Annotated in this window: 22 protein-coding genes and 1 tRNA gene; 15 read left to right on the forward strand and 8 right to left on the reverse strand. The window is 64.0% G+C overall.

Annotated features, from left to right (window positions below):
* Positions 1 to 134: 134 nt before the first annotated feature.
* Positions 135 to 965 (reverse strand): enoyl-CoA hydratase, encoded by an 831-nt coding sequence (locus EUU22_RS06800; protein WP_129331258.1) that lies wholly within the window; start codon positions 963 to 965, stop codon positions 135 to 137.
* Positions 966 to 1,070: 105 nt separating this feature from the next.
* Here EUU22_RS06800 and EUU22_RS06805 point away from each other — a divergent pair, with 105 nt between their 5' ends.
* The 7 genes from EUU22_RS06805 (at position 1,071) to EUU22_RS06835 (ending at position 6,229) form a co-directional block, all read left to right on the forward strand.
* Positions 1,071 to 1,508, forward strand: a complete 438-nt coding sequence (locus EUU22_RS06805) for a PaaI family thioesterase (protein ID WP_129331259.1) — start codon at positions 1,071 to 1,073, stop codon at positions 1,506 to 1,508.
* A 270-nt stretch (positions 1,509 to 1,778) separates the two neighbouring features.
* On the forward strand, positions 1,779 to 2,243 hold the full coding sequence (rplM, locus tag EUU22_RS06810; RefSeq protein WP_112687076.1) for a 50S ribosomal protein L13: 465 nt from the start codon (positions 1,779 to 1,781) through the stop codon (positions 2,241 to 2,243).
* A 2-nt stretch (positions 2,244 to 2,245) separates the two neighbouring features.
* On the forward strand, positions 2,246 to 2,713 hold the full coding sequence (gene rpsI, locus EUU22_RS06815) for a 30S ribosomal protein S9 (protein ID WP_129331260.1): 468 nt from the start codon (positions 2,246 to 2,248) through the stop codon (positions 2,711 to 2,713).
* A 152-nt stretch (positions 2,714 to 2,865) separates the two neighbouring features.
* Complete coding sequence (gene speB, locus EUU22_RS06820) at positions 2,866 to 3,819, forward strand: agmatinase (RefSeq protein WP_129331261.1); 954 nt, start codon at positions 2,866 to 2,868, stop codon at positions 3,817 to 3,819.
* A 68-nt stretch (positions 3,820 to 3,887) separates the two neighbouring features.
* Positions 3,888 to 4,820, forward strand: a complete 933-nt coding sequence (argC, locus tag EUU22_RS06825; RefSeq protein ID WP_129331262.1) for an N-acetyl-gamma-glutamyl-phosphate reductase — start codon at positions 3,888 to 3,890, stop codon at positions 4,818 to 4,820.
* Positions 4,821 to 4,860: 40 nt separating this feature from the next.
* Positions 4,861 to 5,250 carry a VOC family protein gene (locus tag EUU22_RS06830; protein WP_129331263.1) on the forward strand — a complete coding sequence of 130 codons (390 nt, stop codon included), beginning with the start codon at positions 4,861 to 4,863 and terminating at the stop codon, positions 5,248 to 5,250.
* Between the two features lie 151 nt (positions 5,251 to 5,401).
* Positions 5,402 to 6,229 carry a DODA-type extradiol aromatic ring-opening family dioxygenase gene (locus EUU22_RS06835; RefSeq protein ID WP_129331264.1) on the forward strand — a complete coding sequence of 276 codons (828 nt, stop codon included), beginning with the start codon at positions 5,402 to 5,404 and terminating at the stop codon, positions 6,227 to 6,229.
* Positions 6,230 to 6,246: 17 nt separating this feature from the next.
* Here the strand turns inward: EUU22_RS06835 and EUU22_RS06840 are convergent, their stop codons facing one another.
* Positions 6,247 to 7,350 carry a COX15/CtaA family protein gene (locus EUU22_RS06840; RefSeq protein WP_129331265.1) on the reverse strand — a complete coding sequence of 368 codons (1,104 nt, stop codon included), beginning with the start codon at positions 7,348 to 7,350 and terminating at the stop codon, positions 6,247 to 6,249.
* Positions 7,351 to 7,491: 141 nt separating this feature from the next.
* Here EUU22_RS06840 and EUU22_RS06845 point away from each other — a divergent pair, with 141 nt between their 5' ends.
* Both EUU22_RS06845 and EUU22_RS06850 read left to right on the forward strand, forming a co-directional pair.
* Positions 7,492 to 7,701: a DUF2842 domain-containing protein gene (locus EUU22_RS06845; protein WP_112687064.1), complete on the forward strand. Its 210-nt coding sequence runs from the start codon at positions 7,492 to 7,494 to the stop codon at positions 7,699 to 7,701.
* 165 nt (positions 7,702 to 7,866) lie between these two features.
* Positions 7,867 to 9,102 carry a GNAT family N-acetyltransferase gene (locus EUU22_RS06850; protein WP_129331266.1) on the forward strand — a complete coding sequence of 412 codons (1,236 nt, stop codon included), beginning with the start codon at positions 7,867 to 7,869 and terminating at the stop codon, positions 9,100 to 9,102.
* A 24-nt stretch (positions 9,103 to 9,126) separates the two neighbouring features.
* On the opposite strand, the gene EUU22_RS06855 is transcribed toward EUU22_RS06850, so the two are convergent.
* A complete protein-coding gene (locus EUU22_RS06855; RefSeq protein ID WP_129331267.1) occupies positions 9,127 to 11,340 on the reverse strand; it encodes an exopolysaccharide transport family protein in 2,214 nt (737 codons plus the stop codon).
* Between the two features lie 183 nt (positions 11,341 to 11,523).
* Between EUU22_RS06855 and EUU22_RS06860 the strand changes: the two genes are divergently transcribed.
* Together EUU22_RS06860 and EUU22_RS06865 are read left to right on the forward strand one after the other, a co-directional pair.
* A complete protein-coding gene (locus EUU22_RS06860; protein WP_439329127.1) occupies positions 11,524 to 12,102 on the forward strand; it encodes a polysaccharide biosynthesis/export family protein in 579 nt (192 codons plus the stop codon).
* A 3-nt stretch (positions 12,103 to 12,105) separates the two neighbouring features.
* The gene (locus EUU22_RS06865; protein ID WP_129331268.1) at positions 12,106 to 13,248 is read left to right on the forward strand and encodes a glycosyltransferase family 4 protein; all 1,143 of its coding nucleotides are present in this window, start codon (positions 12,106 to 12,108) and stop codon (positions 13,246 to 13,248) included.
* A gap of 12 nt (positions 13,249 to 13,260) precedes the next feature.
* Here the strand turns inward: EUU22_RS06865 and ftsH are convergent, their stop codons facing one another.
* Positions 13,261 to 15,084, reverse strand: coding sequence for an ATP-dependent zinc metalloprotease FtsH (ftsH, locus tag EUU22_RS06870; protein ID WP_129331269.1), 1,824 nt, complete (start codon positions 15,082 to 15,084; stop codon positions 13,261 to 13,263).
* A gap of 204 nt (positions 15,085 to 15,288) precedes the next feature.
* Between ftsH and EUU22_RS06875 the strand changes: the two genes are divergently transcribed.
* From EUU22_RS06875 to EUU22_RS06890, 4 genes are read left to right on the forward strand one after another with little or no spacing between them, the layout of a single operon-like run.
* A complete protein-coding gene (locus EUU22_RS06875; protein WP_129331270.1) occupies positions 15,289 to 16,845 on the forward strand; it encodes an undecaprenyl-phosphate glucose phosphotransferase in 1,557 nt (518 codons plus the stop codon).
* Positions 16,842 to 18,080 carry an O-antigen ligase family protein gene (locus tag EUU22_RS06880; RefSeq protein WP_245484919.1) on the forward strand — a complete coding sequence of 413 codons (1,239 nt, stop codon included), beginning with the start codon at positions 16,842 to 16,844 and terminating at the stop codon, positions 18,078 to 18,080. Before EUU22_RS06875 ends, EUU22_RS06880 begins: the two co-directional genes overlap by 4 nt.
* Positions 18,077 to 19,279: a glycosyltransferase family 4 protein gene (locus EUU22_RS06885; protein ID WP_245484920.1), complete on the forward strand. Its 1,203-nt coding sequence runs from the start codon at positions 18,077 to 18,079 to the stop codon at positions 19,277 to 19,279. Before EUU22_RS06880 ends, EUU22_RS06885 begins: the two co-directional genes overlap by 4 nt.
* A 2-nt stretch (positions 19,280 to 19,281) precedes the next feature.
* The gene (locus EUU22_RS06890) at positions 19,282 to 19,587 is read left to right on the forward strand and encodes a hypothetical protein (RefSeq protein WP_129331497.1); all 306 of its coding nucleotides are present in this window, start codon (positions 19,282 to 19,284) and stop codon (positions 19,585 to 19,587) included.
* A gap of 149 nt (positions 19,588 to 19,736) precedes the next feature.
* On the opposite strand, the gene EUU22_RS06895 is transcribed toward EUU22_RS06890, so the two are convergent.
* From EUU22_RS06895 to EUU22_RS06910, 4 genes are all read right to left on the reverse strand, one after another.
* Positions 19,737 to 19,813 (reverse strand) — tRNA-Pro (locus EUU22_RS06895).
* Positions 19,814 to 19,907: 94 nt separating this feature from the next.
* Positions 19,908 to 20,441, reverse strand: a complete 534-nt coding sequence (locus tag EUU22_RS06900; RefSeq protein ID WP_129331272.1) for a MerR family transcriptional regulator — start codon at positions 20,439 to 20,441, stop codon at positions 19,908 to 19,910.
* A gap of 135 nt (positions 20,442 to 20,576) precedes the next feature.
* Complete coding sequence (locus EUU22_RS06905; RefSeq protein WP_129331273.1) at positions 20,577 to 20,915, reverse strand: integration host factor subunit alpha; 339 nt, start codon at positions 20,913 to 20,915, stop codon at positions 20,577 to 20,579.
* A gap of 107 nt (positions 20,916 to 21,022) precedes the next feature.
* On the reverse strand, positions 21,023 to 21,994 hold the full coding sequence (locus EUU22_RS06910; protein WP_129331274.1) for a beta-ketoacyl-ACP synthase III: 972 nt from the start codon (positions 21,992 to 21,994) through the stop codon (positions 21,023 to 21,025).
* Positions 21,995 to 22,005: the final 11 nt, after the last annotated feature.

The following is a 22,005-nucleotide window of genomic DNA, read 5'->3' on the forward strand; positions in this document are numbered from 1 at the left end:
TCACATTAATATTAGATGAATCTTATTCGTAAGCACCTAAAATTCAACAGTTTTTGACAGTCATCAATTTTAGCTACCGTTTCGCGCGAGCAAGTCCAGCCCCGGCGCTGTGGTCGCGTCGGTTTGCGACGCCGCTATTCTCCCTTCCATTCCGGGTGACGCTTGTCGAGGAAAGCCCCGATTCCCTCCTCCGCATCGCGGGCGAGCATGTTTTCCACCATCACCCGTGCGGCATAGTCGTAGGCCTCTTCGAGCGGCATCTCGATCTGGCGATAGAAGGCTTCCTTGCCGATCTTCAGCGTCAGCGGCGACTTCGAGGCGATGACGGCGGCGTATTTCGCGACCACCTGGCCCAGGTACTCCTTCGGCACGACCCGGTTGACGAGGCCGAAATCCTTGGCGGTCGAGGCGTCGATCGTCTCGCCGGTCAGGAGCATTTCCATCGCCTTCTTGCGATGGGCGGCGCGGCTGACGGCGACCATCGGCGTCGAGCAGAAGAGGCCGATATTGACGCCCGGCGTGCAGAACCGCGACGTGTCTGTGCAGACGGCGAGATCGCAGGAGGCGACGAGCTGGCAGCCGGCTGCGGTCGCAAGTCCGTCGATCTCGGCGATGACCGGCTTCGGCAGATGGGTGATCTTCAGCATCAGGGCGGCGCAGAGGCGCATGGTCCTGTCGAAGAAATCGCGGCCACGGTCGGGATCGCTGCGATGCGCGGTCATTTCCTTGAGATCGTGGCCGGCGGAGAAGAGCTTGCCGGCGGCGGCGATCACCACGACGCGTACCGCCTTCTCGGCGGCAGCCTTGTCGAGTTCCGCCATCATCGCCTCCATGAGGGCGATCGAAAGAACGTTGGCCGGCGGATTGCTGAGGGTCAGGCGCAGGACCCCATCGGCGAAATCGACGAGAACCGGGCCCTTTCGTTCCTCTCCGCCCTCTCTCCTCAATGGCACAACTTCGGACATGACCTCTCCCATCGTCGTGTTTGCATCGCCGCCGAAGCCTGCCATAAAAACACACCGGCGCACCAGAGCCTCGTTGACTGCAAATAGAACCGGACGGAACCCGCCATGCAGCCTGTCATGACCGTCGAGGAGGTCTCCGCCTTCCTGGAGACGGACTTCCCGCAGATCCATACGGACGGGCGAGTCTTCACCGTCACTGCGATTGCGCCCGGCAACGCCACGATGCGGTTCGATCCGGCCGACCGCCACCTGCGTCCGGGCGGAACCGTCTCGGGACCGTCGATGTTCGCACTCGCAGACGTCGCCGCCTATGTGGCGATCCTCGCCCATATCGGACCTGTGGCGCTCGCCGTCACGACGAGCCTCAACATCAATTTCCTGCGGCTGCCGAAGCCGGAGCCGATCACCTGCGATTGCCGCATCCTGAAGCTCGGCAAGCGGCTCGCCGTGGTCGACGCCCTTCTCCACCAGGGCGACCCGGAGACGCTGATCGCCCAGGCGACGGCCACCTATTCGATCCCGCCGAGGGAGGCCCGGCCGTAGCCTTCGGCCGGCAATCGCCCGCAGAACGGCGCAAAATAATGCGGTATTATTTTACCACATACATAACGCATTGATTTCAAATGAACAATTCTAGGATCGACAGAAACGACTGTCTTGACCGCTTTCAGCCACCACAGTATAAGCCTGCGCAGTCTGCGGCCCTTTCGGGCTGCATTCTTTTTCGTGACCTTCGGGCTCACGAAACCAAGCAACAAGAAACGCCCCTGACGCGTCTCGCGTAGAGGGGTCCAAAACGGAAAGTGAAGAAAGATGTCTACTTTCGTTCAGAAGCCTGCAGAGGTGGAGAAGAAGTGGATCCTCATCGATGCCGAAGGCCTCGTTGTCGGTCGTCTCGCCACCCTCATCGCCATGCGCCTGCGTGGCAAGCACAAGGCCACCTATACCCCCCACGTTGACGACGGCGACAATGTCATCGTCATCAATGCCGACAAGGTCGTCTTCACCGGCAAGAAGTACTCCGACAAGAAGTACTACTGGCACACCGGTTACCCGGGCGGCATCAAGGAACGCACCGCTCGCGCCATCCTCGAAGGCCGTTTCCCGGAACGCGTCCTCGAAAAGGCCGTCGAACGCATGATCCCGCGTGGCCCGCTCGGCCGTCGCCAGATGAAGAACCTGCGCGTCTACGCCGGCTCCAACCATCCCCATGAAGCGCAGCAGCCGGTCGCTCTCGACGTGGCCAAGCTGAACAGCAAGAACGTAAGGAGCGCCTGATAATGGCTGATCTCTCTTCCCTGAAGGACCTCGGCACGACCCAGGAAGCATCCGCTCCGGTTCACGTCCGCAAGGTCGACTCGCTCGGCCGCTCCTACGCGACCGGCAAGCGCAAGAACGCGATCGCCCGCGTATGGGTCAAGCCGGGCACCGGCAAGATCACCATCAACGGTCGTGAATTCGGCACCTATTTCGCCCGTCCGGTCCTGCAGATGATCCTGCAGCAGCCGATCGTCGCCGCTGCCCGCACCGGTCAGTTCGACGTCGTCGCCACGGTTACCGGCGGCGGTCTCTCCGGCCAGGCCGGTGCCGTTCGTCACGGCATCTCCAAGGCGCTCACCTACTTCGAGCCGGGCCTGCGCTCGGTCCTGAAGAAGGGCGGCTTCCTGACCCGCGACAGCCGCGTCGTCGAACGCAAGAAGTACGGCAAGGCGAAGGCCCGTCGTTCGTTCCAGTTCTCCAAGCGTTAATCGCGGGAAACCGGAAACGGAAATCAAGGCGGGGCTTCGGCTCCGCCTTTTTTCGTTTGTGCGGCCTGCGGTCGCCGGAAGAAACCTCTGGCATTCGCGTCGCCCGCCCCTAATATCCGAAGCGCACGGCAAGGACCCCTTCGAGAGACACCATGGTCAGCAAATCCATCGACAACGCCTTTACGGCCAAGGCCATCCGTAGCGCCGCCACCGACCCGACCTACGCCGGCGCCCTCTCCTTCATGCGGCGGAAGTACTCCAAGACGCTGAAGGATGTCGACGCGGTTGTCCTCGGCATTCCCTTCGATGCGGCCGTCTCCAACCGCCCCGGCGCACGCTTCGGGCCGCAGGCGATTCGCCGGGCATCGGCGATTTTTGACAACGATCCGCAATATCCCTTCTCGCGCGATCTCTTCGAGCAGATGGCAGTGATCGACTATGGCGACGTGCTTCTCGACTTCGGCAATCATCAGAAGACCCCTGCCCTGATCGAGAAGGAGGCGGCGAAGATCATCGCCTCGGGTGCCTATCTTCTCGGCATCGGCGGTGACCACTTCGTCACCTGGCCGCTCCTGAAGGCGCATGCGGCCAAGCACGGGCCGCTGGCGCTCGTCCATTTCGATGCGCATCAGGACACCTGGGACGACGACGGCAAGCGGATCGACCACGGCTCCTTCGTCTGCCGGGCGGTGCGCGAGGGCGTCGTCGATCCGACGCGCTCGATCCAGATCGGCATCCGCACCCACGCGCCGGAGGATTTCGGCATCCGCATCATCCACGGATGGGAAGTCGAGGACATGGGCGCCCAGGCAATCGCCGATACGATCCTCGCCCATGTCGGAGACCGTCCTTGCTATCTCACCTTCGACATCGATTGCCTTGATCCGGCGTATGCGCCCGGAACGGGCACGCCGGTCGCGGGTGGGCCGTCTTCGGCGAAGGCGCTCTCGGTGCTGCGCAAGCTCGGCGCTCTCGACATCCGCGGCTCGGACATCGTTGAGGTGGCACCGGCTTACGACCACGCCGACATCACCGCAATTGCTGGCGCAACGGTTGCGATGTATATGCTCGGTCTGCGCGCGGAAAAGCTTGCGACACGCGCCTGACATATTGATTCAACACACTCACAAACAGAGTCCGAACTCTCATCCAAAGCACTGACAGGACAGGAAAAATGGCAGCGAAGATCTTCATCGACGGCGAACACGGCACCACGGGTCTGCAGATCCGCACGCGCTTGGCCGCTCGTCGCGACATCGAACTGCTGTCGATCCCGGAATCGGAGCGGCGCAATGAGAAGATGCGGGAAGATCTACTGAACAGCGCCGACATCGCGATCCTGTGCCTGCCGGACGAAGCCTCGAAACAGGCCTATGAGATGACGGCAGCCAACAACAATGTGCGGCTGCTCGATGCCTCGACCGCCTTCCGGGTCCATCCGGACTGGGCCTACGGCTTTGCCGAGATGGACAAGGCGCAGAAGGAGAAGATCCGCTCCGCCCGCTATGTCTCCAATCCCGGCTGCTATCCGACCGGCGCCATCGGCCTTATTCGTCCGCTGAGGGCTGCCGGCATCCTGCCGGATGGCTATCCGGTGACGGTGAATGCCGTGTCCGGCTACACCGGCGGCGGCAAGCAGATGATCGCCCAGATGGAAGACCAGAGCCGTCCCGACGCGATCACCGCCAACAATTTCCTCTACGGGCTGACGCTGAAGCACAAGCACGTACCGGAGATGAAGGTTCACGGTCTTCTCGACCGCGCACCTCTCTTCTCGCCTTCCGTCGGCCGCTTCGCCCAGGGCATGATCGTCCAGGTGCCGCTCTTCCAAGACGACCTGAAGGAAGGAACGACGATCGCGACGATCCACGCCGCCCTCGCCGCGCATTATGCAGGCCAGGACATCGTCAGTGTCGTTTCCCTTGATGAGAGTGCGGCACTTGCCCGCGTCGACGCCGAGGAACTGGTCGGGCAGGATACGATGAAGCTCTTCGTCTTCGGCACCCCGGGCGGCGCCCATGTCAACCTCGTCGCGCTGCTCGACAATCTCGGCAAGGGCGCCTCGGGGGCTGCCGTGCAGAACATGGATCTGATGCTCTCGGCGTGAGGTCGCCGGCGGGCATCGCAACGACGAGAAGGAGTTCACGATGCTCGACCATGTCGGACTGTCCGTTTCGGACTATGCCAAGTCGAAAGCCTTCTACGACGCGGTGATGCCGTCGATCGGCGCCTCCTGCATCATGGCGGTGACGGCGGAGGAGACCGGCGGCACCTATGAGGGCGCCGGCTACGGCTCCGCCGGCAAACCGTCCTTCTGGATCGGCACCGGCGGGCGCAGCACGGGCCAGGTCCACATCGCCTTTACCGCGCCGAACCGCGCGGCGGTCGATGCCTTCTATGCGGCAGCCATGGCGGCCGGGGCGCGGGACAATGGCGGACCCGGATTGCGGCCGCACTACCATCCCGACTATTACGCCGCCTTCGTGCTCGACCCGGACGGGCATAACATCGAGGCGGTCTGCCACAAGCCGGAGTAACCGGCCGGAGCGATTGCCGCGGCATCGTTCACAGCACGCTCCAGCACGACGAGTTTGCGTTCGAAAACGTCGAACAATTCGTCGCCGGAACGATGGATCGTCACGGCATGGACCGATCGCTATATCTGTTGGACAACAGATGAGGCGCGACATGAGCAGCGAACGTTTTCCCGTCTATTTCATCCCCCATGGCGGCGGTCCCTGGCCGTTCATGGATTTCCCGGCAGGTCCAGACGGCAAGAAGCCCTGGGGCGACCTCGACGCCTTCCTGAAAGGCCTCGATGCCGAGATCGGCCGTCGCCCGAAGGCCATTCTCGTGGTCTCCGGCCACTGGGAAAGGGAGCCGGTTCCGACCGTCTCCACCGCGGCACATCCGGGAATGCTCTACGACTATTCCGGTTTTCCGGAGGAAACCTACCGCCTGAGCTATCCGGCCCCCGGTTCGCCCGAGGTGGCGCGTCGGGCGAAGGCGCTTCTGGAGAAGGCCGGCATTCCCGCCGCAGAGGATGCGACCCGCGGTTATGACCACGGCGTCTTCGTGCCGCTGATGGTCGCCTATCCCGATGCGGACGTGCCGGTGGTGATGATTTCGCTGAAGAACACGCTCGACGTCGAGAGCCATGTGGCGATCGGCAAGGCGCTGGAGCCACTGCGCGACGAAGGCATCCTGATCCTCGCCTCCGGCATGAGCTACCACAACATGCGGATGTTCTTCCGCGATACGCCGGAACACAGGCAGCAGGCGGTCCGCTTCGACGACTGGCTGTCGCAGACGGTCGAGATGTCCGATCCGGGCGAAAGAGTGGCACAGCTCTCGACCTGGGACCGAAACCCGGATGCGCTCGCCTGCCATGTGCCGGACCACGATCATCTGGTTCCGCTGTTCGTCGCGGTCGGGGCGGCCGGGGCGGATGCCGGCCGTCACGTGTTCCGCGGCGAATTCCGCGGCAAGCCCTATTCGGGCTACCGCTTCGGCTGAGACATCAGTGGCGATCGTCAGTCGCGGACGGCGATCGCCACTTCCGGCGGATAGGCGCCGACGAAGCCCCGCCAGTGCGCGACGGCGAAGCCGAGCACGATCAGCGCACCCGCCTGATGGGCGAGCGCGACATGGAGCTGCACCTGCGTGAGCAACGTGGTGATGCCGAGCGCCGCCTGGACGGTGATCAGCAGGAAGAGCACGACCGAACGCCTTGCGTGGGTCGTATCCGGTGCCGCCCGCAGCGATCCGATCATGTGCATGAGCGCCGCGGCAAAGAGCACGTAGGCGCCGAGGCGGTGAACGAACTGCACCGTCTTCGGGTTTTCGAAGAGATTGAGCCAGGCCGGCTGCTGGATGAAGAGGTCGCCCGGGATGATCGCGCCATCCATCAGGGGCCAGGTGTTGTAGGTAAGGCCGGCGTCCAGTCCGGCGACCAGCGCGCCGAGATAGATCTGGAAGAAGGCAAGGATCGCGATCGCCGCCGCCCAGGTGCCGGAGCTCTCCGTCGGCGGTTCGTCGGCGGAGTGCGGCGCAAGCCCGCGCATGATCCACATGCACAACGAGAAGATCAGGCAGGCAATGACGAGATGCGTGGCCAGCCGGTACTGGCTGACGTCGACGCGCTCGGCAAGGCCGGAAGAAACCATCCACCAGCCGATAAAGCCCTGAAAGCCCCCGAGCGCCAGAATGCCGAGGAGCGGCCCCTTGAGCCGCCGCTCGATACGGCCGGTCACCCAGAAGAAGAACAGCGGCACCGCGAAGATCACGCCGATGCCGCGGGCGATCAGCCGATGCGCCCATTCCCACCAGAAGATCCGTTTGAAGTCGTCGACGGTCATATCCTTGTTGATCTGTGCATACTCAGGAATCCGCTGATAGAGGCGGAATTCCTCGTCCCACTGCTCGGCATTGAGCGGCGGGATGACGCCGTGGATCGGCTTCCATTCCGTGATCGAAAGGCCCGAATCGGTGAGCCGTGTCGCTCCCCCGACGAGCACCAGGCAGAAGAGCGCGAAGAGCACGAAGGCGAGCCAAAGGCGGATCGCCCGCCGGTTTCTCTCTCCCCGCTCGATCGTTTCGAGCACCCTTGCTTCAACAGGATCGGTCGTGCTTGCCATGTCGCTTCCTCTCATCGGCTGTTGATTTGCCCGAGTTCCCCGTGCAAAACAAGCCCCGGATGCTGGCGACAGCCGGCCGCTCCGGCATTCGTGATCTAAGGATCTCGCGGCGGAAGCATCCGGAACAGAGGACAAGTGACGATGCCTGCAAAACTGCGTTCATTCATCGGGACGATCCTGATCATCTGCCTCGTCATCCTCTACGCGCTGGTTGCGACCACGATCGCCTCGGCCCTGCTCGCCACCTCTCCGTGGTGGGTCCACTTCCTCTATTTCCTGCTGTCGGGTCTTCTCTGGGTGCTTCCTGCCATGCTCATCATCAAGTGGATGGCGGGTCCCGTCCGGAAATAGGCCTTCGCCACCACGTCAGGTTACCACTTGCTAACCGCGTTCCGCGGAAGCTGCGGATCGCACCATGCGCTTTAATGTTTGTATGGCGGCGACGGACTAGCATTCGGCACGAACTTTCTGCGCCGGAGAAACCCCTTGCAAGCCTCCATCCTTGACAATCATCGCATGGCTGCCGAACCTCTCTCGCAAGGGAAGCCGAGGGCTGTGGGGGCCGCCAGGACCATGACCATCGGCACTGCCGGGGATCTGAAAATCGAAGTCTTCGACCGCATGGAGCCGCTCGAAATCGAGTGGCGGCGCCTGCAGGGTGATTCCTTCACATCGTTGCATCAGGGCTATGACTGGTGCGCCGCTTGGGTACGCAGCCACGACCATCCGCTCGCCATCCTGCGCGGCACGATCGCCGGCGAGACTTGCTTCATCCTCCCGCTCGAAATCGTCACCACGCGCTCCGTCCGCATCGCGCGCTATATCGCCGGGCCGTTCAACAACATCAACAACGGCCTCTTCACGCCCACCTTCCGCGCGCGCAGCAGTGCGCAAGTCGCCCGATCGGTAGCTCAGTCGATCGTTCGGGCGCTCAGCGGGCACGCCGATCTCGTCTGGCTGCAGAACATGCCCTTCGACTGGCGCGGTGAGCACCATCCCTTCGCGGCGCTGCCATCCGTCGAGAACCAGAACCACGCCTTTCAGCTGACGCTCGCCGCGGACATGGAGACGACGATCCGCCAGCTGAATGCCAAGCGCCGCCGCAAGATGTACCGCAACCAGTGCCGCAAGATGGAAGCGCATGGCGGGTTCGAGCACATCGTCGCCGCGACCGATCCGGAAAAGGCGGCACTGATCGACCTCTTCTTCCGCCAGAAGGCCGTCCGTTTCGAAACGCACGGCCTTCCGAACGTCTTCCGGCCCGACGACGTTCAGGCCTTCTTCCGCAACCTGTTGCAGGTCGCTCCGGATGGCTGCGATACGCCGCTGCAACTGCACGCAATCCGCCTCAAGGGAGAAAACGAGGGCAAGATCGCGGCGATTGCGGGTCTTTCACGCAAGAACGACCACGTGATCTGCCAGTTCGGCTCGATCGACGAACACCTCGTACCCGACACGAGCCCGGGCGAACTGCTCTTCTTCCTGATGATCGAGAAGGTGATCGGCGAAGGTGCCGCGATCTTCGATTTCGGTGTCGGGGACCAGTGCTACAAGCGCCGCTGGTGCACGACCGAGACGGTGCAGCACGACGTCCTGCTGCCGGTCTCCGCCAGGGGGCGCATCGCCGCGGCCGGGCTTCAGCTGGTGACGAGGACGAAGGCGGCCGTCAAGCGTCACCCGGCGCTCTACGCCTTCATCCAGCGTTTTCGTGCGCGCGCGGACAGGGAACCGGCGACCGAACCCGGCGAGTAACGCGAGCTACAGTCGCCATTCGGATCAGGCGGCGCTGCGTTCGCGCTCACCCCGCCCCTGAAGGCCGCCGGCGGTCATCAAGACCAGATCGGCGTAGCCGACCTTTTCGAACTCGTCCATGATCGCTGCGAGGTCCTTCATGTCCGGCCGAGGTGCCGAAAGGATGATCTCGTACGGGTGGTTGCGGCTGAGCCGCGCCACGCCTTCCGCATTGGCCGGGCCGCATTCGACGATGACGAGGTCATAGGCTTCGGCCAGCGCATCGGTGATCATCGACAGCCGGTCGGCACCGCGCATCGCGCGGCGGATATCGGAGGTACCCTTCGGCACAATATGGGCGGAGGAGAGCCGGTCGGGGTGGATCGTGTCGCCGAAGGCGGCTGTGCCCGACAGCAGATCGGTGATCCCCGGCAGGTCCTTGCGCGACGCCATCAGCGTTGTCGGACACCCGGACCCGGTCATGTCGATCAGCACGACCTGACGACCACCCTCGGCAATTTCGCGGGCCAGCATGACGGTCGCGGTCGAACCGTCGTCGCCGGTCGGCGAGATGGCGAGTGCGGTCCGCACGCCGCTCGCCATCAGGTAGGTCGCGACCGACTCGATCGAGAATTCGTCCTTGTCTTCCACCACGGCTGCCGCAACCGCGGGGACCGGGGCCGGAGGCAGATCGAGTGCCTCTTCCATTTCGGCGGTCAGGGCCCTGTCGGGTGCGACCGACAGCAGGTTGGCGGGCAAATCTCGCCGGGGACGCGCCGTTCGAGGTTCCTCATACGCACCAGGCTCGCGCTCCGGCGGCCGTTCACGGTCACGACTTCCGTCAGGGCCGCCGCCATTGGCAGGCTTGAAGGCGCGACCGCTGAAGAGTTCCGTCAGCATGACGGCGACGACGCAAAGTACCAGGACGGCGAGAGCCGCAACGATGGTAATCGGGATCACCTTCGGGAAATCGGGTTCGATCGGCTCGCTCGCCTTGGAGATCACACGCGCATCTGCCGGGCTCGCCGCGCTCTCCAGACGGGTGGTCGCCTCGCGGTAGCGAGCGAGATAGGTTTCGAGAAGCTGCCGCTGAGCCGCCGCCTCCCGCTCTAGTTCGTGGAGACCGACCTGGTTCGAATCGGCCTGAGCGTAGTCGGCCTTCAGCATGTTGAGCTTGGCGACGAGCTGCTTCTCACGCAGCCGGGCGACGCCCGCGTCGTTCTCGAGGCTCGCCGCGACGTTCGCCGCCTCCGAGGCGATCTGCTGGCGGATGCCGGCGACCTGCGCCCGCAAGGCCTTGATCCGCGGATGGCCGTCGAGCAACGTGATCGAAAGCTCGGAAATCTGCGCGCGGATGCCGGCTTCGCTTTCCTTCAGCCGCTGGATCGTCGCATTGCTGGCGACCGCGTCGATCATGTCGGCGGGGCGACCGGCGGCGAGTGCGGCGCGCACGTTCTCGGCCTTGGCCTCCGCGTCGGCCATTTCGCTACGGACACGGGCGAGTTCGGCCGAAATGTCGTTCAACTGCTGGCCAGAAAAGGTCTCGGTATCGGACATCTGCACGATGTCGTGGGCGGCGCGATAGTCGGCGACCTTCTGCTCCGCCTCCTTCACCTTCTCGCGAAGGTTGGCGATCTCCGGTTCGAGCCAGCGGGCGGCCTGCGAATTCGAGTCGAGCTTCGCGCCGCGCTGAAGGGAGAGATAGACGTCGACCATCGCGTTCGGGATCGCGGCGGCAAGCTCCGGATCCTTGGAGGTGAAGGCGACCGCGATCACGCGGGAACGCTCGACCTGGTAGACGGAGAGCTTTTCGAGGAAGGTGTCGACGACACGATCCTCCGGCGCGCGTTCCAGCGGGTTCTTCTTCAGTCCCACGAGAACCAGGAATTCGTCGACAGCCGAGGGGCTGGCGACCGGATCGAACTCCTCCCGCTCGTAGAGCTTCAGGTCGCGGGCGACCTGCTTGATGAGATCGACCGAGCGCAGCACCTGCACCTGGCTTGCGATATTCAACTCGTCGAGAAGCGGCTGCAGGTCGGCGCTGTTTGCGCCCTGCCCCATGAAATTCGGCTCGCGCACCTCGATCAGGATGCGCGTTTCGCCCTTGTAACGCGGAGAGATGGCATTCGCCGCAACGAATGCGAGGCCCGCGGCAAGCGCCGTCGCGGCAAGAATCCGCCCCTTCCGCTGCCAGACGGCACGGAACAACTGGGCAAGATCGATATCCTCGTCCTGACGACTGCTGCCTACGCTCGACATACTGCACTCCCGGTCCGGATTTCGGCCAAACGTAAACGACTATGGTAACGCAAGAGTTAACCTCGCCGACCAGCGGACGCGTCAGTGCTCCATTCTGCCGCCACTTCTTTACCCGCCATTAACCCTAACCGAAGGATAACGGGACAAGTTTGGAAGCACCGACTCGGGAGCGCGAACAGCGCAATGGAACTGGCTGTTGTCATAAAGCGGATCATGTCTATCGTCTTCGCCGTGGCGTTGGCGGCGCTTGCCGGCTGCACTAGCTATCAGCCGGCGCCGAAAGCCTTTCACGAGTCGACGATCGAGCCCTATCGCCTCGGCAGCGGCGACCGCCTGAGAATTACGGTCTTCGAACAGGACAACCTCACCAATACCTACACGGTCGATCAGGCCGGCTATATCGCCTTCCCGTTGATCGGGCAGGTCGCCGCTCGCGGCTCGACCCTCGCCCAGCTCGAGGGCACGATCGCCCAGAAGCTTCGCCAGGGCTACCTGCGCGATCCCGACGTCAGCATCGAGATCGACCGTTACCGGTCCATCTTCATCATGGGCGAAGTCGGACAGCCGGGCCAATATTCCTACGTGGCGGGCATGACGGTTCAGAATGCCGTCGCCGTCGCCGGAGGCTTCACAGCCAGAGCGAACCAGAGAGATGTCGACATCACGCGCAACGTCAACGGCGAGATCATGACCGGCCGTGTGCCGATCACCGATCCGATCCTCGCAGGCGACACGGTCTATGTGCGAGAACGGCTCTTCTGATCCATGCCTGAAGGTCCACCGCTCCGCATCGTCCACTGCTTCCGATCACCCGTGGGCGGAATCTTCCGCCACGTGCGCGACCTCGCAGAACAGCATAGCCGCGCCGGCCACCAGGTCGGCATCGTCTGCGACAGTCTGACGGGCAGCGAGCACGAGGAACGGCTCTTCGAACAGATCCGGCCGTTCCTCGCGCTCGGCCTCACACGCATTCCCATTCGCCGTTCGGTCGGCTTCGGCGATCTCGCCACCGTCCGCAGCAGCTACAAAGAAATAAAGAGCTTGCAGCCTGACATCCTGCACGGCCACGGCGCCAAAGGCGGCGCCCTGGTCCGCATCGTCGGCTCAGCCCTGCGGGTCCGAAGGTATCGCGTCGCCCGCTTCTACACGCCCCACGGCGGGAGCCTGCACTACGAGCAGGCGACCTTCGCCGGGTGGGGCATCTTCGCACTCGAACGGCTGCTGGAGCGTTTCGGCGATGCGCTGGTCTTCGTCTGCGACTTCGAGCACCGGACCTACGAGAACAAGGTTGGCAAGCCTCGCTGCGACTGGCGGACGATCCACAACGGGATCAGCGACACCGACTTCGAGCAGATCCCAACGCGCTCCGACAGCGTCGACTACATCTATGTCGGCATGCTGCGCGACCTGAAAGGGCCCGACATCTTCATCGACGCCTTCGCCCGCACGGAACGGCTGGTCGGCCGACCGCTGTCGGCGCTTGTCATCGGCGATGGCCCGGACCGCGACAAATACGAGACCACGCTGGTGCAGAAGGGGCTCGGACGTCGCGTCGGCCTCCTCCCGGCAATGCCGATCAAGGAGGCCTTTGCGACCTCGGACATGGTCGTCGTCCCATCGCGAGCGGAATCCATGCCTTACATCGTGCTCGAAACGCTGGCCGCCGGAAAGACACTGATTGCCTCGCGTGTCGGCGGCATCCCGGAGGTCCTCGGCCCTGACAGCGAAGCGCTGGCCGAGCGGGGCGATGCGGCCGACCTCGCCCGCGTGATGGCGAAGGCGCTGACGACCCCCGGATGGGCGAAGTCCGTGATGCCGGACCCCGCGGCGTTCAAGACGAAATTCTCCGCGTCCGTCATGGCCGAGAAGATGCTCGGCTTCTACCGCGAGCGGCTCGCTGCGATCTGAACGGCGTCCGCCTCAGTTCCCGGCTTTCGCCGGAACGGCCTCCTTGGCGAGCGGCGGGTAATCGTCGGGCGTCAGCGTTTCCTTCTCGAGCAGCAGCTTCGCTCCTTCCCTGAGCCGGTCGATCCTGGCGGTGAGGATACGCTTCGCCTCGGCATAGGCCTCCTCGATCATCGTGCGGATGGCGAGGTCCACTTCCCGCGCGGTCGCTTCCGAATAATCCTTGGGCCGCATGCGCATCTGGCTGTCGTCCAGCCACTGCAGGCGCTGCGGCTCGAGAACGGCCTGCCCGACGGACTCGTCCATGCCGAAACGGGTGACGATCTCGCGGGCGATGTCGGTGACCTTGGCGAGGTCGTCGGCAGCGCCCGTCGATATCTCGCCGAAGATCAGATCCTCCGCCGCGCGGCCGGCGAGCAGCGCCACCATGCGCTCCTTCAGTTCGCCGGCGGTGATCAGGAAACGGTCCTCCGTCGGTCTCTGCAAGGTGTAGCCGAGGGCGCCGATCGACCGGGGAATGATCGACACCTTCTGCACCGGGTCGGCACGCTCGAGCGATGCCGCGACCAGCGCATGGCCCATCTCGTGATAGGCGACGCGCTCGCGCTCCTCGGGGTTGAGGATGCGGCTCCGGCGCTCCGAACCGGCGATGATCCGCTCAACGGCGGCGACGAAATCCTCCATCGCAACCTGCGTCGCGCCGCGACGGGTGGCGACGATCGCCGCCTCGTTGATGAGATTGGCGAGATCGGCGCCGGTGAAACCCGGCGTCAGGCCGGCAATGTCGTCAATCTTGACGCCCTGATCGATCAGGACGCCCTTCATATGCACCCTGAGGATCGCTTCCCGACCCTTCCGGTCCGGCCGATCGATCACAACTTGGCGGTCGAAGCGGCCGGCGCGCATCAGCGCCGGATCGAGGATTTCCGGCCGGTTGGTCGCCGCGAGCAGGACGATCCCGACACGCGGGTCGAAGCCGTCGAGCTCGGCGAGCAACTGGTTCAGCGTCTGCTCCTTCTCGTCGTTGCCGCCGAACCCACCGAAGGAGTTTCTCGCTCGCCCGAGCGCGTCGAGTTCGTCGATGAAGATGATGCACGGGGCAGCGGCGCGGGCCTGCTCGAAGAGGTCGCGCACGCGCGCCGCACCGACGCCGACGAACATCTCGACGAATTCGGAGCCGGAGATCGAGAAGAACGGCACGCCCGCCTCTCCCGCAACCGCGCGCGCCATCAGCGTCTTGCCCGTGCCGGGCGGTCCAACCAAGAGAATACCCTTCGGAATGCGCGCGCCGAGCCGGCCGTAGCGATCCTTGTCCTTGAGGAAGGAGACGATCTCCTGCAGCTCGGCCTCTGCTTCGTCGATGCCTGCGACGTCATCGAAGGTCACGCCGGTCTTGCGCTCCAGGTAGATCTTCGCGCGCGACTTGCCGATGTTGATGAGGCCGCCCATGCCCTGCCGCTCGGCGATGCCGCGGAAGAAGAACGACCAGAGCGTGAAGAAGACAACGACGGGGAGTATCCAGGAAAGAAGCGTCGTCAGCCAATTGCTGTCCGTCGCCCCCGAAACCTTGACGCCGGCCTTTTCGAAGATTGCCGCAAGCTGCGGATCGACACGGTTGGCGATGAAGTATTTCTTGCCGTTCTGGGGTTCTTTGAACTCGCCCTCGATCCTCGTCTCCGTCAGCGTCACGGAGGCGATCCGGCCGTCCTCGGCCATCCGCATCATTTCACTGTAGGAGACCTGCGCATAGTCGCGGTAGCCGAGCCAGGCCTGGAACGCCAGCAGGAGCGTGAAGACAAACAGGAAATAGCCGATGTTGAACGCGTGCTTCTTGTCCATGGGCGTCGCTCTCTTTTTCTCTTGTCGCCTTTTCAGCCACGATGCGTCTCATGCTTCCTTGATCGGTGTCAAATTTCCCGGATTCCACGCAGCCAGACTGTCGCAAAGAGACGCCATGGCGTATCAGAACGGGACAATACGCGCGCCCTAAAGGATTCTTAGGACCTTCTTGCCACAATGTGGCCGACGGGGCCCAAGCCGGCGATGAACCAGATGGAAAAGCATCAGCAATTCGACATCGATAGACTGCGCCGAAAGGTCAGGCAGGGCAGCGGTGGCGACGCTACCGCTGCGCCTGAGGACAGCGGCAAGATCAACGCGCTCGCCAGGCAGGTCGCCAACCATCTGAGCGAAGGAAACTACTCGCCGGCGATCATCATCGGGCAGATGAGGCTCTTCGAATTCCTCTGCCTCCTCGCGCTCGGTCTCGGTACTTTCTACTTCGCCGCGGACGCATCGACGACCAATCTCTGGGCCGATCTCGCCATCGTCGTCCTTGCCTCCGGCGCTACCGTCCTCATGATGCAGATCGCAGACAGCTACCAGGTCCCGGCGCTCAGGGCGCCGCTGCGTTCCGTCCCGCGCATCTGGGGATCGTTCATGGTGGCGATGGTGGTTTCCGCCCTCGTCCTCTTCCTCGCCGGCGATCATGCTCTCGCCTTCGGTGACTGGTTGATCGCGTGGTTCGTGGTCGGCAGCGCCTTCCTGCTCGCGGAGCGTGTGCTCTTCGGCTTCCGGTTCCGCCGCTGGGCGCGAAACGGCGTCATGGAGCGCCGCGCGGTCATCGTCGGCGGCGGGCAACCGGCCAAGGACCTGATCCGTGCCCTCGAAATGCAGCCCGACAACGACATCCGCATCTGCGGCATCTTCGACGATCGCGGCACCGCCCGGTCGCCGACCGTCGTCGCAGGTTATCCGAAGCTCGGCACCTTCGCCGAACTCGTCGAATTCGCCCGCCTCGCCCGCATCGACATGCTGATCATCGCCCTGCCGCTCAGCGCCGAGGAACGCATCCTGCATCTTCTGCGCAAGCTCTGGGTTCTGCCCGTCGACATCCGCCTCGCCGCCCATTCGAACAGCCTGCGCTTCCGGCCGCGCGCATATTCGCATGTCGGCGCGGTGCCGATGCTCGACATCATGGACAAGCCGATCCGCGACTGGGATTCCGTCGCCAAGCGGGTGTTCGACATCACCTTCAGCCTGCTCGCTCTCGCCGTTCTCTGGCCGGTGATGGTGGCCGCCGCGATCGCGGTCAAGGCAACGTCCAAGGGACCGGTCTTCTTTATCCAGGAGCGGCACGGCTTCAACAACGAGATCATCCGCGTCCTGAAGTTCCGCTCCATGTACACGGAAATGAGCGATCCGACCGCCCGTCAGGCCGTGACGAAGAACGACCCGCGAGTGACCCCCGTCGGACGGTTCCTGCGCAAATCCTCGATCGACGAACTGCCGCAATTCTTCAACGTGCTGAAGGGCAACCTGTCGCTCGTCGGGCCACGCCCGCACGCCGTGCTCGCGCAGACCCGCGACCGCAAATATTCCGAGATTGTCGAAGGCTACTTCGCTCGCCATCGCGTCAAGCCCGGCGTCACAGGCTGGGCGCAGATCAATGGCCTGCGCGGCGAGGTCGATACCGACGAGAAGATCAAGCTGCGCACCGCCTACGACCTCTACTACATCGAAAACTGGTCGCTGTTCCTCGATCTCAAGATCCTGTTCCTCACGCCTTTCCGGCTGCTCAACACGGAAAACGCCTATTGAGTGCGAACCACGCCCTTGCCGGCCAGCGGCCGCCCTCGTCCGCGGCGATCGTGTCGCTGATCGGTGCGGCGAGCCTCGCCGTCGGCGTGTTCCTTTCGGGCTTCGTGATTTCCGAGCCGGCGCCCTACGAACTGTGGATGGTGGGGCAGGTCGCCCTCTGGTTCCTCTTCGGCCTCAGGATTTCCCGCGGAACAGCGCCGCTAGTTGCCCTGCTCCTCGTCTTCAACGTCGGCGGCATCCTCTCGCTGACGGTCATGCAGGACCTCGGCGACGGGCCGATGTATCTTGCCGTTTCGACCTTTCTCGCCCTGACCGCGGTCTTCTATGCGGCCGTGATTGAGGATGACGCGCGGCGTCTCAATCTGATCTTCGATGCCTGGGTGGTTGCGGCAATCGTCACCTCCATGCTCGGCATCCTCGGCTATTTCCACGCCTTTCCGGGCGCCGAGGTCTTCACCCGCTACGACCGCGCCATGGGTGCCTTTCAGGACCCGAACGTCTTCGGCCCCTTCCTCATCGCCCCCTCGCTCTACCTGATCCACGGCCTTTTGACCGGGCGCCTGATCGATGCCCCCTTCAAGGTCGCCGGCCTGCTGGTGGTGGCGCTCGGCGTCTTCCTGTCCTTTTCGCGCGCCGCCTGGGCTCTCTTCCTGTTCTCCGCCGTCGCGCTGGTCTTCATCCTGCTGCTCAAGGAGCGCACCGGTGCCTTCCGGCTGAAGATCCTGATGCTGACGATCGCCGCGGTCGTCGTGCTCGTGCTCGCTCTCGCCATCGCGCTCCAGGTCGAGCAGGTGCGCGACCTGTTCCTCAGCCGCACCGGCATCCAGGAATATGACAGCGGCCATCTCGGCCGCTTCGAGCGCCACCGTCTCGGCTTCCTCATGTCGATGGAGCGGCCGCTCGGCATCGGGCCGATGGTCTTCAGCACGATCTTTCCGGAAGACGAACACAATATCTGGCTGAAGACGCTGACGAGCTACGGTTGGCTCGGCTTCGTCACCTTCATCCTTCTCATCCTCTGGACGCTGCGGATCGGTTTCCGCTTCCTCCTGCGCGATCGCCCCTGGCAACCGCATCTGATGATCGCCTGGATCACCATCATCGGCCATGCGGCAATCGGCAACGTCATCGATATCGATCACTGGCGCCATTTCTACCTGCTGCTCGGCATCGTCTGGGGATGCGGAGCGCTCGAGCGGCGCCATCAGAAAAGCCTCGGAAGGCGAATGATTTGACCGCCGCGCCACATCAGCCGGGACGCCCCCTCTCCGTTCTTCAGGTGCTGGAGCCGAGCGGCGGCGGATCGGGCCGCCACTTCATCGATCTGTGCGGCGGGCTCGCCGAGCAGGGCCATGCCGTGACCGCCGTCTACTCGCCGGTGCGGGCAGAGGCTCGCTTCGTCGAGGACCTCCTCTCCCGCAATCTTCACCGCGTCATCGCCCTTCCGATGCGGCGCGCCGTCGGTCCCTGGGACGCGGTCGCCTGGTGGCAGTTGCGCGAGATCATCAAGCGGGAGGGGCCCTTCGACATCATCCACGGCCACAGTTCCAAGGCCGGCGCGCTCACGCGCCTCCGGCTGCCGGGACGCCATGCGCCCCGGGTCTATACGCCGCATGCCTTTCGCACCATGGACCCGACGCTCGGCAGCAAGGGGCGGCTCGTCTACGGCGCGGTCGAGCGCTTTCTCGGCCGTCATCTCAGCGAGCGCGTGATCTGCGTCTCCGACAGCGAATACGATCACGCGATCTCGCTCGGCATCCCGGCCGAGAAACTGCGCGTCGTCGTCAACGGCGTCGCGCCGGTTCCGAGCGACCGCCGCGCGGAACTGCGTGCCGGCTGGGGCATCCCCGACGAGGCCGTCGTCTTCGGCTTCGTCGGCCGGCTGCAGCCGCAAAAGGCGCCGGAACGGCTGATTGCCGCCTTCACACGCATGGCACCCCAGATGCCGCAGGCTCACCTGCTGATGATCGGATCCGGGGAGATGGAGGCGGAACTGCGCCGGCAGATCGCCGCGACGGGGCTCTCCGATCGCATCTGCCTCACCGCCGAGCTTTCCGGAAATGATGCGATCCAGGCCTTTGACGCGCTCGTGATGCCGAGCCGCTACGAGGCGATGTCCTATGTCATGCTGGAGGCGGCGACCGCCGGCAAACCGCTGATCCTCACCGAAGTTGGCGGCGTGACGACCGTGCTGGAACACGGCGTCAACGGCCTCCTCGTCGGTAACCACGACGACCCGACTGATCTGACCGCTGCGATGGCGGCGCTCGGCGACCCGGCCACGCGTGCGCGGCTTTCGGCCGGCGCACTGGCGCGAGCCGGGCGCTACGGGCTCGACGTCATGGTGAGCCGGACGCTCGCGGTCTACCGGGAGCTCGTCGCACCGCCGACCGAATTGATTTTGGGAGACACAGCGGCATATAGTGGATCATGATGATGAACACGATCTCGCCTGCACAGGTCCGCGCCGCAAGGGCGCTTCTCGGCATCAGCGTCGATGAGCTGTCGGCGAAAAGCGGCGTCTCCGCTTTCGTCATCCTGCAGTGCGAATCGCCGGTCACCGGTAGGGCCGTCGATGCCGCTGCGCTCTCGGCGCTCCATGGCGCGCTCCAGCGCCTCGGCGTCACATTCCTCGCCGACGGCGACTGCGCGATCGGCGGCGACGGGGTGCGCCTGACGAAACGGGAACCCGGCGACGAAGGTATTCCGCCGGAGAGGCTCAACGCCACCAACGACGACTGACAGCATCTGATTACGACCGGTATCCGGCGCGTCCGCCACGGCGCTGAATGCCGCCGCGCGGCGGCGACATACGCTCGCCCGCGGCTCCGCCAGGCGGTGCAACATGTCTATTCGTTCGGATGATTGTACTGGGATATCAAGAATTTAAATGGTCGGGGCGACTGGACTTGAACCAGCGACCCCTTGACCCCCAGTCAAGTGCGCTACCGGGCTGCGCTACGCCCCGACCAGCTTCTTGCAAAGCACGTTCTCCTTAATGGCTAGGTTACGGCTGTGCAAGGGAAAAAGTACGCGAGAGAAGATTTGCCGCCAAGAATGGCTCAACGCACCTGGTCGAGCAGGCGCTTGCATTCGAGCAGGTCGAAGAGCGCCTCCTGCAGCAGGGCGCGGTCTTCCTTGCCAACCGTAGCCTTGCCATTGGTCAGCTCGGGCACGTCGTCGCCGTTGCCGCCGAAGCCGAAGAAACGGCCGGTGCTGCGCGCCTTCGGGCGGCCGACGATCTGGTCCTCTTCCGGCCCGGCAAGGCGCGGTTCTTCCTGCTTGCCGCTGCTTGCGGCCACCAGGGTCTCCATCGCCGCGACATCGCCGCTCGCGACCGCCATGACGAACTTGTTGCCGTTGGTCTTCAGGAGCTTCTGCACGCCCTTGATGGTGTAGCCCTGATCATAGAGCAGATGGCGGATACCCTTGAGGAGCTCGATGTCGTCGGGCCGGTAATAGCGTCGTCCGCCTCCCCGCTTCATCGGCTTGATCTGCGGGAAGCGCGTCTCCCAGAAACGCAGGACGTGCTGCGGCAGATCGAGGTCATCGGCGACCTCGCTGATGGTGCGAAACGCATCCGGACTCTTGTCCAAGGCTCAGCTCCCGTCCTTTACGCGGCTCGTACGGAGCACTGCTCCGAGCCATGATTCGGAGCATTTCAACGATTTATCCAGAAGATTTCAAGTATCCGCGGAGCGTCGAGGCCCAGCGCTCCACCGCAATCGGTCTCAGGAGGCCGGGTTCTGTGGCTTCTGCTTGGCCTTGCGGGAAAGATGCGCCCGCAGGATACGCTGTTTCAGCACGTTCGACGCCTTGAAGGTCATCACACGGCGCGGCGAGATCGGCACTTCCTCGCCGGTCTTCGGATTGCGGCCGATACGCTCGTTCTTGCTGCGCACCTGGAAGGTGGCGAACGACGACAGCTTCACGGTTTCGCCGCGAACAATGGCATTGCAAACTTCGTCGATGATCGTCTCGACGAGTTCAGCCGATTCCGTGCGGGACAGGCCCACCTTACGGAAAACCGACTCCGCCAAATCCGCTCGGGTAACTGTCTTCCCAGCCATGTGATCCGCCCGCCTGAAACAGTCATCTTCTCAAATCGCGATGACAGTATTGCCGAAGAGCTTGACGGTCAAGCTCTTGTTCGACATCCGATTTTTGGTCGCCGCTGTTACCAGCGAACGAGCACGGCGCCCCAGGTGAAGCCGCCGCCCATCGCCTCGAGCAGGACGAGATCGCCCTTCTTGATGCGTCCGTCGCCGGCGGCGGTCGCCAGAGCGAGCGGAATGGAGGCGGCGGACGTGTTGCCGTGCAGGTCGACAGTGACGACGACCTTTTCCGCCGGGATGCCGAGCTTCTTGGCCGAAGCGTCGATGATACGGCGGTTGGCCTGATGCGGGACCATCCAGTCGATGTCGTCGGCGGTCGCCCCGCCCGCCTCGAAGGCCGCTTCGATGACGTCGGTGATCATGCCGACGGCGTGCTTGAAGACCTCGCGGCCTTCCATGCGCAGATGGCCGACCGTGCCGGTGGTCGACGGCCCGCCGTCCACATAGAGCTTTTCCTTGTGGACGCCGTCGGAGCGCAGCTGCGCCGTCAGCACGCCCCGGTCGGCATTGGTGCCGTTACCCTCTTCCGCTTCGAGCACCAGCGCACCCGCGCCGTCGCCGAAGAGCACGCAGGTGGTGCGGTCCTTCCAGTCGAGGATGCGCGAGAAGGTTTCCGCGCCGATGACGAGCACGCGCTTGGCCATGCCGCCGCGGATGTAGAGATCGGCGGTCGCCATCGCATAGACGAAGCCGCTGCAGACCGCCTGCATGTCGAAGGCGAAGCCGTGATGGATGCCGAGACGGTTCTGGATGTCGACCGCGGTCGCCGGGAAGGTATTGTCCGGCGTGGAGGTCGCACAGATGATGAGGTCGATACTGCTGGCGGACATGCCGGCGTTTTCGAGCGCGGCGCGCGCCGCATCGGCGCCGAGGGAGGCAGTCGTCTCCCCCTCGCCCGCGACATAACGCTGCCGAATGCCCGTGCGCTGCACGATCCACTCGTCAGAGGTTTCGACGATGTCTTCCAACTCGCGATTGGTCATCACCCGCTTCGGGAGCGCTGCCCCGAAACCGCGAACGACAGAACGGATCATGCTTTCAAACT

It is taken from the genome of Ciceribacter ferrooxidans (assembly GCF_004137355.1).
In the GTDB taxonomy this organism is placed as follows: domain Bacteria; phylum Pseudomonadota; class Alphaproteobacteria; order Rhizobiales; family Rhizobiaceae; genus Allorhizobium; species Allorhizobium ferrooxidans.

Bases quoted from the DNA above. Each gene is read 5' to 3' on its own strand.
- EUU22_RS06905 (WP_129331273.1), bottom strand. From the start codon at position 20,915: ATGGCTGGGAAGACAGTTACCCGAGCGGATTTGGCGGAGTCGGTTTTC.
- EUU22_RS06890 (WP_129331497.1), top strand. From the start codon at position 19,282: ATGAACACGATCTCGCCTGCACAGGTCCGCGCCGCAAGGGCGCTTCTC.
- argC (WP_129331262.1), top strand. From the start codon at position 3,888: ATGGCAGCGAAGATCTTCATCGACGGCGAACACGGCACCACGGGTCTG.
- rplM (WP_112687076.1), top strand. From the start codon at position 1,779: ATGTCTACTTTCGTTCAGAAGCCTGCAGAGGTGGAGAAGAAGTGGATC.
- EUU22_RS06835 (WP_129331264.1), top strand. From the start codon at position 5,402: ATGAGCAGCGAACGTTTTCCCGTCTATTTCATCCCCCATGGCGGCGGT.
- EUU22_RS06860 (WP_439329127.1), top strand. From the start codon at position 11,524: ATGGAACTGGCTGTTGTCATAAAGCGGATCATGTCTATCGTCTTCGCC.
- rpsI (WP_129331260.1), top strand. From the start codon at position 2,246: ATGGCTGATCTCTCTTCCCTGAAGGACCTCGGCACGACCCAGGAAGCA.
- EUU22_RS06800 (WP_129331258.1), bottom strand. From the start codon at position 965: ATGTCCGAAGTTGTGCCATTGAGGAGAGAGGGCGGAGAGGAACGAAAG.
- EUU22_RS06805 (WP_129331259.1), top strand. From the start codon at position 1,071: ATGCAGCCTGTCATGACCGTCGAGGAGGTCTCCGCCTTCCTGGAGACG.
- EUU22_RS06875 (WP_129331270.1), top strand. From the start codon at position 15,289: ATGAACCAGATGGAAAAGCATCAGCAATTCGACATCGATAGACTGCGC.
- EUU22_RS06865 (WP_129331268.1), top strand. From the start codon at position 12,106: ATGCCTGAAGGTCCACCGCTCCGCATCGTCCACTGCTTCCGATCACCC.
- EUU22_RS06855 (WP_129331267.1), bottom strand. From the start codon at position 11,340: ATGTCGAGCGTAGGCAGCAGTCGTCAGGACGAGGATATCGATCTTGCC.
- EUU22_RS06910 (WP_129331274.1), bottom strand. From the start codon at position 21,994: ATGATCCGTTCTGTCGTTCGCGGTTTCGGGGCAGCGCTCCCGAAGCGG.
- EUU22_RS06850 (WP_129331266.1), top strand. From the start codon at position 7,867: ATGGCTGCCGAACCTCTCTCGCAAGGGAAGCCGAGGGCTGTGGGGGCC.
- ftsH (WP_129331269.1), bottom strand. From the start codon at position 15,084: ATGGACAAGAAGCACGCGTTCAACATCGGCTATTTCCTGTTTGTCTTC.
- speB (WP_129331261.1), top strand. From the start codon at position 2,866: ATGGTCAGCAAATCCATCGACAACGCCTTTACGGCCAAGGCCATCCGT.
- EUU22_RS06830 (WP_129331263.1), top strand. From the start codon at position 4,861: ATGCTCGACCATGTCGGACTGTCCGTTTCGGACTATGCCAAGTCGAAA.
- EUU22_RS06845 (WP_112687064.1), top strand. From the start codon at position 7,492: ATGCCTGCAAAACTGCGTTCATTCATCGGGACGATCCTGATCATCTGC.
- EUU22_RS06840 (WP_129331265.1), bottom strand. From the start codon at position 7,350: ATGGCAAGCACGACCGATCCTGTTGAAGCAAGGGTGCTCGAAACGATC.